The 11,364-nt window shown below is 60.2% G+C and carries 8 protein-coding genes; 3 read left to right on the plus strand and 5 right to left on the minus strand.

Going from position 1 to position 11,364, the window contains the following annotated elements; translation table 11 throughout:
- Window positions 1-48 precede the first annotated feature (48 nt).
- Window positions 49-1,293: a serine/threonine-protein kinase gene (locus AC1DXM_RS07790; RefSeq protein ID WP_477232542.1), complete on the minus strand. Its 1,245-nt coding sequence runs from the start codon at window positions 1,291-1,293 to the stop codon at window positions 49-51.
- Between the two features lie 210 nt (window positions 1,294-1,503).
- Here AC1DXM_RS07790 and AC1DXM_RS07795 point away from each other — a divergent pair, with 210 nt between their 5' ends.
- Entirely contained in the window at window positions 1,504-1,911 is a 408-nt protein-coding gene (locus AC1DXM_RS07795) for a DUF6884 domain-containing protein (protein ID WP_477232543.1), read from the plus strand.
- Entirely contained in the window at window positions 1,911-2,537 is a 627-nt protein-coding gene (locus AC1DXM_RS07800; protein ID WP_477232544.1) for a GIY-YIG domain-containing protein, read from the plus strand. Before AC1DXM_RS07795 ends, AC1DXM_RS07800 begins: the two co-directional genes overlap by 1 nt.
- Window positions 2,538-2,739: 202 nt before the next feature.
- Here AC1DXM_RS07800 and AC1DXM_RS07805 read toward each other — a convergent pair whose 3' ends face one another.
- From AC1DXM_RS07805 to AC1DXM_RS07820, 4 genes are all read right to left on the minus strand, one after another.
- On the minus strand, window positions 2,740-5,439 hold the full coding sequence (locus tag AC1DXM_RS07805; protein ID WP_477232545.1) for a DNA/RNA non-specific endonuclease: 2,700 nt from the start codon (window positions 5,437-5,439) through the stop codon (window positions 2,740-2,742).
- Window positions 5,436-6,680 carry a hypothetical protein gene (locus AC1DXM_RS07810; RefSeq protein ID WP_477232546.1) on the minus strand — a complete coding sequence of 415 codons (1,245 nt, stop codon included), beginning with the start codon at window positions 6,678-6,680 and terminating at the stop codon, window positions 5,436-5,438. The genes AC1DXM_RS07805 and AC1DXM_RS07810 overlap by 4 nt, the downstream gene beginning before the upstream one ends.
- A 188-nt stretch (window positions 6,681-6,868) precedes the next feature.
- Window positions 6,869-7,846 carry a trypsin-like peptidase domain-containing protein gene (locus AC1DXM_RS07815; RefSeq protein ID WP_477232547.1) on the minus strand — a complete coding sequence of 326 codons (978 nt, stop codon included), beginning with the start codon at window positions 7,844-7,846 and terminating at the stop codon, window positions 6,869-6,871.
- Window positions 7,847-7,855: 9 nt separating this feature from the next.
- Window positions 7,856-10,123, minus strand: a complete 2,268-nt coding sequence (locus tag AC1DXM_RS07820; protein ID WP_477232548.1) for a DNA/RNA non-specific endonuclease — start codon at window positions 10,121-10,123, stop codon at window positions 7,856-7,858.
- Window positions 10,124-10,663: 540 nt separating this feature from the next.
- Between AC1DXM_RS07820 and AC1DXM_RS07825 the strand changes: the two genes are divergently transcribed.
- Window positions 10,664-11,350: a Crp/Fnr family transcriptional regulator gene (locus tag AC1DXM_RS07825; protein WP_477232549.1), complete on the plus strand. Its 687-nt coding sequence runs from the start codon at window positions 10,664-10,666 to the stop codon at window positions 11,348-11,350.
- Window positions 11,351-11,364: the final 14 nt, after the last annotated feature.

The following is an 11,364-nucleotide window of genomic DNA, read 5'->3' on the forward strand; positions in this document are numbered from 1 at the left end:
GAAATGGTTGGATGAGTTGGCTTTCAAGTTCGCAAATTCTGACTTACCTCAAATGCGGATGGAGGAATTTACCTTCATCTTCATTTCTTCCCGCTGTCGCACCTCCTCCAAGCGGGCACGCTCCTTGATCGCCTTCTGTTTGGCTTCCGACAAAAGGGTGGAGTGAAGGTGTCGAGTGGCGTTCGGCAACCACGACTTAAAATGATCAACAGCGTGCTGGACGCTATGTGAAGGCATGTTCGTGGTAACTTGCTGGCCGGAGAATTGGAAGCTGCCGGGGTCGTGCCCCATTACTGCCGAATAATTTCCCATATTGTGCAATGCATTGACCCACCTCTGATTCACTGGACGGTCCAGGGTTAAATTCAAAACCCCGTTGTCCCATGATGCCCCTACTAGCTGGGGAGGCTCGAAAGCGAGCGGGTCCGTTACGTCCCCTTCAGAAACTACAGTCCTGCCGATTTCGCTAAGGCGCTGGCGACTTAGATCCAACGATCGGCTTTGCTCAATTAGGTCCTTCACACCTGCTATGGAGCTTGGGCGCCCATCTGGACTTTGGGTAGTCATCTTTGCCACGACTGCATCCAGAAAGGCATTCACAGCGGATACCTGACCTATGAGCTGGTACTCTGTACCATGAGGCACTTGGCCTGTGAAAAGCTCATTCAGCATCAAACCAAGTGCATAAATGTCTGCCCTGCTGTCCACCGCAGATGCCCGGCGGCGCTGCTCTGGCGCAGCATAAGTAAAGTTCGCTAGCCTTTGCTGAGGGGATGTCTCGACGAGAGTTAGAAGCTCTTGAGATGTAAAGCCCGCAACCCCGAAATCCGCTACGGCAATCCGATCGGTGGATGAATCGTATAGAAAGTTCTCGGGTTTTAGATCGCGGTGGGTTGCACCCAGCAGGTGAGCGGCCTCAACGCCATCCAGCATTTGGGAAAACAACCTAATTACTTGTTCCGCCGTGGGCTTCAGAAGCATCTGTTCCCGCAAGCTGTTTGTGTAGCGTTGCATGACATAAAATGGGCCTTTTAGACCCGCGCCAGTTCCAAGTCCAAAATCAATAACACTGACGATGTTGCGATGGCTGTTGCGCAGTAGGAAAGCTGTCTCGTTTTTAAAGCGTTTCCGCTTATCAACGCTCACGTTGATGAGAAGCTTTAGAGCTATTGCGTTACCCACGTCGTCATGTCCGCCGTATACGCGGCCTGCTCCACCCTCTCCTAATATTTCGGTGAGCGTGTAGTCCGCGAACGTAGTTTGGACTGGTATTGGTGCCTTCAAAATGGACATGACACTGATTTAAATGAAATATTGACGGCCAACCAGTATCGTGGCTCACTTATCCAGTGAATTCTATGGATCGCCGCCAAGGGCGGGAGTTAAAGCACGTCCCCTGCACCGTGAAGTCCGGATGCGTCGTGAGAGCGTAAGCGAGTGGACACTAGAACACCACAGGCAGGGGCGTTACGTTGGCGATTTAGGATTGTGGTTAAGGGATAGATGAAAATCATCGTGTTGGTGTCCTGTGGGAAAACAAAGCACCATTCCCGAATTTCGGCCAGAAACCTGTATCAGGGAAGCTTGTTCAGAAAATCTCTCGCCTACGCCGAAAAGCTCAAACCTGACGCCATCTACATCCTTTCGGCGAAGTACGGGCTTGTTGGGCTGGACGATGAGATCGACCCCTATGAAAAGACGCTGAACAAGATGGGTCAAAGCGAAAGACGGGAGTGGGGGTCATTGGTCGCCGGTCAGCTGAGCCAGCGCTGCGACCTCTCCTCGGATACCTTTGTGTTCCTCGCTGGCGAGGTCTACAGCAAATACCTCCAACCATACATTAAAAACGCCTCTAGGCCATTGGAAGGGCTATCATTCGGCCGCCAACTGGCCTGGCTGGGGGATGCCTGATGTCCAAAGCGTGCGAGGTACTGCATCACAGGATAGGCTCGCTGCCACGTTTCACTGGGTCGTATAACCCAGAAGACGTGCCGACGGACGGAATCTACTTCGTGTTTGAAGAAGGTGAAAAAGCGCACGACGGCAACAGAATTGTGCGCGTCGGCACACACACCGGAAACGGCAACCTTAGAAAGCGTATCAACGAACATTTATATACGCCGAACAAGGATCGCAGCGTTTTTAGGAAGCACGTTGGAAGGTGCTTACTTGCGTCACGAAACGACCCTACGATTTCTCAGTGGGAGCTTGACCTAACGTCCAGGCTGAGCCGTCAGAGGCATTTCACGCCTGAGCTGAAAGTCGTACTCGACGCAATCGAGGCCGAGGTCAGCGACTACATCACCAAGAAGCTGTCTTTTGCCGTGATAGAAGTAAAGGCTGGACAAAGCCGGGTGGACTTAGAGTCTTCGCTACTAGCCACCGTCTCTCAATGCGATGAATGTAATGCGTCGGCGAAATGGCTTGGTCGCCATCATCCCAATCGCGCAACCTTTGGGGCAGTCGGTATTTGGAATGTCCAGAGCCTGAACGGGCCTCCGATGACTGTCAGCGAAGTCGAGGCGCTAGCTGTGTAGGTGCTCACCACGACCTTTTTGGAACTAAGCCGCAGGTTCAATGCCCCGCACCGCTGGAACTGGCAGACATTGGAGCCGCGGCGCACCTTCATCTGTTCGAGATCCCAGAACGAGACCTCGTAGCATCGCCACCGTTTTGAAGCGGTGCATCACGGCTTTTTGACGAACGGCCTTTTTCCGGCAGTCCGGGCTTCGGCCACGCCTATATGCTGACCCAGATCTCCAAAGTGTTGGCGCCGATAATGGGCACTGCCCTGGCGTTCGCCGATTGGCCGGCCGCAGTGAGGTCGGCGGCCAGCAGTTCGGCGGCACGGCGGTCGGCATCGACGTCCGGGTTATAGCGCACCTCGTTCCTGCCGGCGGCAGCGGCCACTCGCTCCTCTCCAGGCGTCGGGATGTCCCAGCCCAAGGCGCGCATTTTGGCGGAAAGGGCTTGGGCGTCTTCGCGTGTCATACCGGCGAACTGGACATAAACCGTCTGCGGGTTCTGCTGGATATGCAGCCGGTCCTTCAATGTGTTGAGCGCGTCGCGGTCCTGTTCGCCGATGATCGCCTGTCCGTCGGCTGCTGATGTATCGAGATCTGCCACAGCGCGGCGCGCGGCGGCGAACACAGGCAGCCAGTCCGGGCGGGTCCACAGATCGGGCGGAACGCTGAGCAAGGTCTCAAGCACGTTGCTGCGCCCGGCAGGCGTCAGTCCGATCATGCTTTGGAGGCCGGCCATCTCGACGAGAGCCGCCACGATCTTGCGCCGTTCGGGCACCGGCAGGTCCGGATTGCCGAGGACGGCGATCAGTCCGCTGCGCAGCGCATCACTTGCGCCGTCAGCGCTGTCGAGCAGCTTGACGCGCCCCGCCAACGCGTCGGCCGCGGTTCCGTTCGGGCCGGGATGCTTCACCGAATCCGTCCATTCGATGAGAGTGCCGAAATTCAGGCTGGTGCGTTTTTCAAGCTCGGCAACCGGGAGCCGGTATCGCTCGGGATCGAATTCGCCTGTTGCGTCGGCTGGGATGAAGAACGCGTCGACGACGAATCCTGGTTGCCCGCTCATCTCGCTCTTCGCGGCGGACGGCACGGAGGAGACAGCGAGCTTCCAATAGGCATAGGGTACCGGAACGTCGCCGACCGGCTGATCGGCGGACCGGAAGACGGGACCGCTGAAGATGGTCACATGGTTGGCCAGCGGATTGTGCTGGGTGCGCACCCAGTCTTCGAGCGGCAGCCAGATATCGCCATAGAGCTGGCGTGGCTGCGGCATCGTGTTGGGCAGGACATAGGCATATCGGGCCAGTTTGAGCGCGGCCGTTTCCGGATCGGTTGTGAATTCAGGGCCCCAGGCGATGTCGCTGGCATTCGCCAACCGCGCCGGCAACACGACTTGGTTGTACCAACTGCGATCCGGTTGGGCGTCGCGTGGCAGGCGGCCATCATACCGCAGTCCGCCTCCGGTGATCTGCAGGATCATCCTTTGCGACCGATCCAGGTTGACCGCAGAATAGATCGCCATGCGGTGACTTCGGCTCATGACCAACGAGTAGTTGATGTAGTCCAGCGGTGTCGCAGAGGCGTCGCTGGCCAAATCGCCGGTCAACCTCGGCAAACCAACTATGGTCTGGATAAAATCGACCTTATACCCCGTGCGACTATTGGGCTGTTTGTCGATGTCCTTGCCGAGCAGCGGTTCAAGCGCACTCTGCAGCGGCGCCGGCAACTGGCCGAGAGCGATCTCGTTGCTCTTCACCCGACCAGCGAGTTCGACAAGCACCGCCTGCCTCAGCTCGGGAGTCAACTCGTCGAGGGACATGTGGCCGAGCTTGAGCTGTTCGACGACAAGCACGATTGCCGATCGCAAGATAGCCTGGGTAGCCTGCAGTTCAGCGAGCCTCCTGGCCGCGTCTTCCGCGTTTTTCAGGGCAACATCATGCGCTGCCTTGGCCTGGTCGCCGGCCTTTTCCGCCTCGTCGACAGCGGCTTTTAGTTCTGCGTTGACCTTTTCAGCCTTGTTCGCCCTGTCTTCGGCGTCACTCTGCGCCTTTTTGGCTTCGGACTGCGCCTTCTCGGCAAAGGAGCGCGCACGGACGGCGTCATTCCTCTGGTTCAAAGCGAAATAGGTCGTTGCCGCCAAGATCGCCGCCGCTATGGCAAACAGCACGATCAAAAGGTTCTTGCTGCGATCGCGTTGCTTCTGGCTGTCCGTCTCCGCCGTGGCGCTCGCCTCGACGAACTCGGCGATGTCAGGCCCCTGCGGAAGTTCGGACGCCTCCTTCAGCGCTTCGCCACGCAGGAGATAGCCGGCGTAGCCGGTGTTTTTCCATTGCCGCGCCTGAGCGGCCACGCGGATGCGAAAGCGCTCGGTTAGCTCGTCCGAACTCAGTTCGTCGTCCGATGCGAAGCCGTCGCCGGATACGGCACTATCCTTGGTCGCGACGGCCACCGATTCAGGAACGGCTATGGCGACCGCTCCGGGATCATCGATTTCACGCGATGCGGGTTCGGAGTCGACTGCGACGGCGACCGGTTCGGCCGTTTCGAGGCCGCCTGCGAAGGCCGCGAGACGCGCCGGGCTGACATCGGCTGAGGTGATGCCGGGGCGCGTGACCAGTTCTGCCGACCAATAATCGAGAATGCGCTGCGCCGCGCGCCGATCGGATTCCCGTTCGATGGTGCTGCCCGCGCGCCGCGCCCTGGCCAGGAAGTCGCGGATGGTCCGGGCATCGGGAACCGTATTGTCGATGCTGGCTTCCGTCGTTTCGGCGCCGGCCTTGTCGCTGCGCTTCATCGAGGGGTCGCCGGCTTCGTTGGCACTGGCGATGCGCATCAGCTCGAGATGCGCGATGCGGATGTCGCTCAGCGAGACAAACTCGGTCGAGGTTTCGGTGCCTGTGACTGTTTCTTCGCTCATGACCCCAGGTCCTCAATGATCTTGTGCAAAGGCGTGCTGACGCGGACGATCGAGGCGCATTCCGTTTTCAGCGCCAGATCGACCTGGACGAAGCGTTGCTGGGCCTCGTCCCGATAGGCTTCGAAGGCAAGGATGAAGGCCGTGTCGACGGTCTCGCGCGACAGCTGGTCGTTGACGTCGGTGGAGTAGCCGGCAAGCATTGTCCGCCACTGTCCGTTCGGGTCGAGATCGGCAAGAACCTTGACCTTCGTTTCCAGGTTTCGCCACAGCGGCGAGAACTGGAACGGCAACGACTTGTCCGCCGCAGCACCCCCTTCTATCGGCTCGATCATGTCGGTGAGGCTGGCCAGCTTGTTGTCGATGTCCTGCCAGAGCTTGTGCTCGACGACCCGCGCATAGATGGTCGAGGACAGTACCTTGATCGCGTCCTGCGCGGCTTTTATTGCCGGCACGGAAGGCTCATCGGCTGGAAGTTTGCCGGCTATTGTTTCGAGCCCCGCAGCCAGGATGCCGAAAGGCAGATTCTTGGCGGTGACGAAGATCTGCTGATTCAGCCGCGAGGGTACGACGCGCAGCACGGTGCGCACATCCAGCAAGGCGTCGTAGGCGTCAGCCGACGTGTCGGGGATTGCGCCCTGCAGTTTCGTCGCGGCGGACCCGAGATCGTCGAGCCACGCCTGCTCGATGTCGCGAAGCGCCGGTCCGGGGGGCAATACCGTGATCTTGTCGCCGGCGGATGCGCAGAAGAGCCTCAACTGGTTGAGGAATTTGCGCAGGACGCGGACTTGATTCAGATCCGCGCCCATGTCCCGCCCGGCGATCATGAGGCTCTGGAAGCTGCCGATGCCATATTGAAAGCTCTGCAAGCCGTCATGCAGGTTCTTGTAAGTCGCAAGAACATCGATCTGGCTGGTGACGGCGGTGAGCCCATCGCCGGCGGCGAGGACCGCCTTGATATCCTTGGGCTGCTGGTTGACGGCGTCGAAGCCGGCGACCGCGGTGTTGACCCGATCGTCGGTGGTCAGGCCCGGCAGGTCAGGCGTCGGTTTCGCCCCTGTTGTCAGTTCCTGGAGGTAGGCGGTGCACAGCGCCGAACATTGCGGATTTTGCGCAGCGACGGTGGCCATCAGCGGCTGCGACAGTTTGTTGGCCTGCGCATAGTCAAGGATGCTGAACCAGACTGTGAGAGCCGGCCCCTGCAGGTTGACCGCACCGGCGAGGATACCGGCGTCCTTGGTCACCCTCAACCAATCGGGAGGCAATGGGTAGAGATCAGCCAGTTGAAGCCTGAGGTCGAAATAGGCGCTGATCTCTGAACTCCTCTGGCGTTCGGTGTGGCCTTATGGTCCGTCACATCCGAAAGAATTCACATGGCCTAGTCTTAAATCGTCGCGCATCTCGTTACACCATCGGTCTGCACACATCACCACTATACAGGCTTGGCCGCGAGGTCCTGGATGATGGTGTCGATCGCGATGCCCTCGTTGCGATAGTACGTGCTCTTGGTAGCCGCGTTGGGCTCGGTGAGCCAGCCGCCGCTGTGATGCAGCGCAATCAGGTTCCAGTCGGTGTCGAAGACGGGCGATCCCGACGAGCCCGGCAGCGTGTCGGTGAGATATTGAACGCGGCCACCGCCGACGAAGGCCACGACGTTGGCGACGAATGAAATCTGTTTTTGCGCGCCGCCGGGGTGCTGGATGATGTTGACATGGTCGCCGACCTTGACGGTCATGGGTTTCATGTCCAGCTCGCCCCATTTGGAGGCGTCTCCCTTGATGCGGACGGCCGACCAGTCATTATCCTTGGAGGTGCGAAGAGGCACGGCGGTGTCGATGCTGAATTCCTCGAATGGCGCGTCGAGCCCGGCGACCGTGCGCTGATAGTTGAACTGGACCACGGCGCCCACCATGGAAGCATCGTCGGGCAGCACATGGTTGTTGGTGATCAGGATCCCGCCGGCGGTCATGAAGCCGGTGCCGGAACTGCCATCGGCACGCTTGATGCGCACCACCGATTTCGCCCTTATAACGCCGAGTTCAAGATAGCTGATCGGCACCAGCGTGCTTTTGCCACCGAGGATCTTTTCGAGCTGGCCCGGCGCGCCGCTCCACTTGGTGGTGGCAGGCCCTTCGACCGGTGGTGGCGGGGCATGCTGCTTTGCCTGCAGCAATGCCTCGTCGCCGGGATTCTCATCCAGCGCGAAGGCGATGAGAGTGTCGACTTTGGTCTCCTGCTTTGCGCGCTGGACAATCGCGAACCAGTTGTTGATCGCCTTGTTGTCAAAGGCGATCTGGGCCGTCGCCAGCCCGACACCTTTGGCGACACGCACGCCGTCGCCGATCATCGGATAGAGATTGGCGAGGATCCGGTTGAGGCTGGTCAGCTCGGTTTGCGTCCATTCGGTCATTGGACACCCCTAACTCTTCTTCTTTCGCTTCCGTGATCCAGCCCGCAGGGCAATCTCCGTGCCCCGCACCGTGTCATATTGATCGGCGTCGATCAGCGATTGGTCGAAGCTGACGCCGGTCATTTCGGCGATTTCGGTCAGCGGGTACATGGCGCCGATGAATTCTTCGGCGACCGTGAACTCCAGTTCAGTGTCGGTGAGGTCCTGTTCGAGGACGAAACCATAGCTGGCAAGGCCGTCATTGACCCGGGCCACGACCACTTTCCAAAAGCGGCGCGGCACGAGCGCGCGAAGACTGGTGCCCTTAGGACCCTTGCCGGCGAATGTCCGGTCGTCATCGGCCAAGACCGGCCCGGCGAAGACGCAAAGCCGCTCGCTCGCCGCCTCGGACAAGACATGGTTCTCGAGATCGCCCCAGTTCTTCTCGCCGCTGTCGGAGCGGTTGTAGCCTTCGACCTGAGGCGAGCAGTTGGTGACATGGAACGAGCAGACATTGCCCCGGAGCAGACGTTCGAAGGTGCTGCCCCAGGCCACGTCATCGCGCCTGACGATATGGCCCTTATCGAAGGCGCCCTGATCCTTGACGTAGAAGACGTCGGGGATCTGGTACTTGTCGTCGAGCCGCAGATCCGGGAACCAGCGCTCGCTGAACAGGCCGCCGCGCGAATAGTTGCGGCCCTTTTCCGGCTCGCGCAGATCGCTTTCCTCGGTGACGTTGGAGGCGGTGAACAGGGCCAGCCGCCGCTTGGCGTGCATCTTGAGCGAGAAGTTCTGGTAGTCGAGCCGCGTGCCGCCGGCCTTGAGCGGCGCCAGAACGGAAGGGTCGGTGGCCTCCGGCATCGGCACCACGACCGGCGCGAGCTTGGTGCCGCCGGAGAGGAATTTTTCGTCGTAGCCCTCATAGGCGGCATAGTCGGCGACCGATTTGGGAACGAACGCGCCGCCGGGGGGCGTCGGTTTGGCCGCTTCGAGTTCGACCGATTCCGTGACCGCCTCATGGGCAGGCGTTGCACCGAGCGAGACGGTAATGCGCAACGGAACTTCGAAGGTGACGCTGCCGCCGGGCGAAACCACGACGCCTCCGCCGGTGGGTGGCGCCTGGGTGACGACGCCCGGGATCCGCTTTACGCCGCCGACCTCGACCAGGTTTACGCCCTCGGCCGGCGAGGCGCTGTCGGCCTTGTTCCACCAGGCGCCCCAATCGTTGGGGCCGCCGCTGGCGGCGCTGGCGAAGTTGAGGTCGAGGTCGACGACACGCTGGTCTTTGGCCAGCGCGCCGGTGGGCACGGCGTAGTTGCGCTCGAGATAGCGGCCGGCGAAATGCAGCGCCACGACCTCGCCGGTGGCGAGGTTGATCATGGCGGTACCGGAGTTGCCGCCAGTCGTCGAACAATCATGTGTGGCCGCGTTGACGATCTTGCCGAAACTCTCGGTGCCGAAGCCGCCCTGCAGCATGCCCGGCTGCAGGCGCTTGACCTGAAAGCGGTTGCGCATGAGGTCGTTCTGGACATCGACCGCGTTGCGGTTGTCGAACGCCGGATAGCCGATGGCGACAACTTCCTGACGCAGCATGTCGCGCGCGTCGGCGACGGCGAGCGACAGCGGCTTGATGTTGTCGGGCAGGCCCTCGACTTCTAGGATCGCCATGTCCCAATAGGGATGGATCATCCGGACATTGTGGATCTTGAAGACGTTTCCTGCGGCCGAATCGCGCTTGAAGTCGATGCCGGCGGCGCGGCCATTGATGAACTGCAGATTGCGGTCACCGAGGCCTGCGGCGAAGATCTGCGCAACATGACGGTTGGTCATCAAGAGGTTGCGCCCGACGACAAAGCCGGTGCCGCCATAGGGGATGTTGGTGTTCCACAACAGTTCGATGCGCCCGATCGCCGGCAGGGTGGCTTCGATGCGCTGCTTCAATGCGGCCTCGCTGGTCAGCTTCGTCCACAGCGAGTGACCCGGTGTCGGAGCGCCGTCGAAAGTCAGCGTCGTGAAGGTCCCATCCTTGATGTCGTAGACCGGCCGTAGCTCCGGGATGATTATGGCTTCCAGATCGGCAAGCTGGTCGGGCGCGACTTCGGCCCCTCGCGCCAGATTCTCCGCACCCGCGCGCGCCGATTCAAACGCCGCTTCCGCCTTGCCGCCGTCCGTGGGCGCAAGGGATTCCAAGGCGCCACCGGCCATCGTCTCCATGTTGGCGAGGACCGATTCAGTCCCCTCGCCCCCGGTGACGAGATCGAGATATTGGCGGATACGCTGCTCTCTGCTGACCGGCATGGTCGCCCCTCCCCCAAAGGTTCTGCCAAAGTAAAGAACTGTATTGCCCCATTTTAGGCTGGCGCAATTCTGGCTGGCGCGCAAGGAAACAAATCAACGCGCGTCTAATATGACTGAGGCGTGACGTTGGCATGTCTCTTCGCCCGCAGTCGCTCGCGCGATGCATGACGCTCGCATTATTTTAGCCCCGCCGTATGTGATCTCGATCACAGACGCTCACGCTGCTTGCGCTCACCAATTGCAGCGGTGGAAACAGGCATTGCGGCTCATGCCGCCTTTTCGCGATTTCAACAGTTCTGCAAGGATTAGCAGGCACCAGGAATTTTCATCACCTAACTCTTTTCATCAGTTGCCGTCTGCACGCCTCCGGCTCCTCCCGCCGGGCGTGCAGACGGCTTTCCGCCTGGCGCAAGCCACTACTGCGCGCGACCACTGCGCCACGCCTTTAGAAGGCGTAATGGCAAAGGGATGAACACCGGGCTTTGATGCGGTGCACTCTTGCCGTAAACTTTGCTGATTGCGGCAATTGGGAAGTTCAACATGGCTTTTGGCGGCGCGAACGACAGAAACGATCTGCCGCGCCTGGCGCGCATCGATCCAAAGCTGTTCGATATTCTTTTCAGCGGTTGCAAGGTCGAGCGCTACGCCGCGGGCCAGCATCTGTTCGTCCAGGAAGATGCCGCCGACCGCATCTACGGGGTGATGAGCGGCACGGTGGAAATCTCGATTTATTCGCCCGGCGGCCAGAAGCTGGTGGCCAATATCGAGCTGTCGCGAAGCCTGGTCGGAGAGATCGGCGCCCTTGACGGACGGCCACGCACCGCCACTGCCATCTGTCTTACCGCGTGCGAGCTGGTCTCGCTGAGCAGGACACAACTCTTTGATCGAATTGAAAGAAATCCGCCACTGGCGCGCGCGATGATCGAACTTCTGTGCGCCAGGCTGCGCTGGGTCAGCGGCGAACTCGGCGATCAGGCCTTTTTCGGCATCGAGGCAAGGCTGGCCAAGCGCCTGGTCTTCCTGGCCGAGGTGATGGCCGATAGCGCCGGCTGGATACCGATCTCGCAATCGGAGCTCGGAGAGTTCCTCGGCGCCACGCGTGAGTCCGTCAACAAGACCCTCAATGACTGGCGCGCCCGTTCGTTCATCGCCATCAAGCGCGGCGGTCTGCGTATAACCGATGCTGGCGCATTGCGTCATATCGCCGAGTCGCAGGACGACGACTGAGGTTCCTTGCCCAC

Source organism: Mesorhizobium sp. P3_A2, assembly GCF_056403115.1.

Coding starts and splice junctions, on each gene's coding strand:
- AC1DXM_RS07825 (WP_477232549.1), top strand. CDS start 10,664: ATGGCTTTTGGCGGCGCGAACGACAGAAACGATCTGCCGCGCCTGGCG.
- AC1DXM_RS07820 (WP_477232548.1), bottom strand. CDS start 10,123: ATGCCGGTCAGCAGAGAGCAGCGTATCCGCCAATATCTCGATCTCGTC.
- AC1DXM_RS07790 (WP_477232542.1), bottom strand. CDS start 1,293: ATGTCCATTTTGAAGGCACCAATACCAGTCCAAACTACGTTCGCGGAC.
- AC1DXM_RS07815 (WP_477232547.1), bottom strand. CDS start 7,846: ATGACCGAATGGACGCAAACCGAGCTGACCAGCCTCAACCGGATCCTC.
- AC1DXM_RS07795 (WP_477232543.1), top strand. CDS start 1,504: ATGAAAATCATCGTGTTGGTGTCCTGTGGGAAAACAAAGCACCATTCC.
- AC1DXM_RS07800 (WP_477232544.1), top strand. CDS start 1,911: ATGTCCAAAGCGTGCGAGGTACTGCATCACAGGATAGGCTCGCTGCCA.
- AC1DXM_RS07805 (WP_477232545.1), bottom strand. CDS start 5,439: ATGAGCGAAGAAACAGTCACAGGCACCGAAACCTCGACCGAGTTTGTC.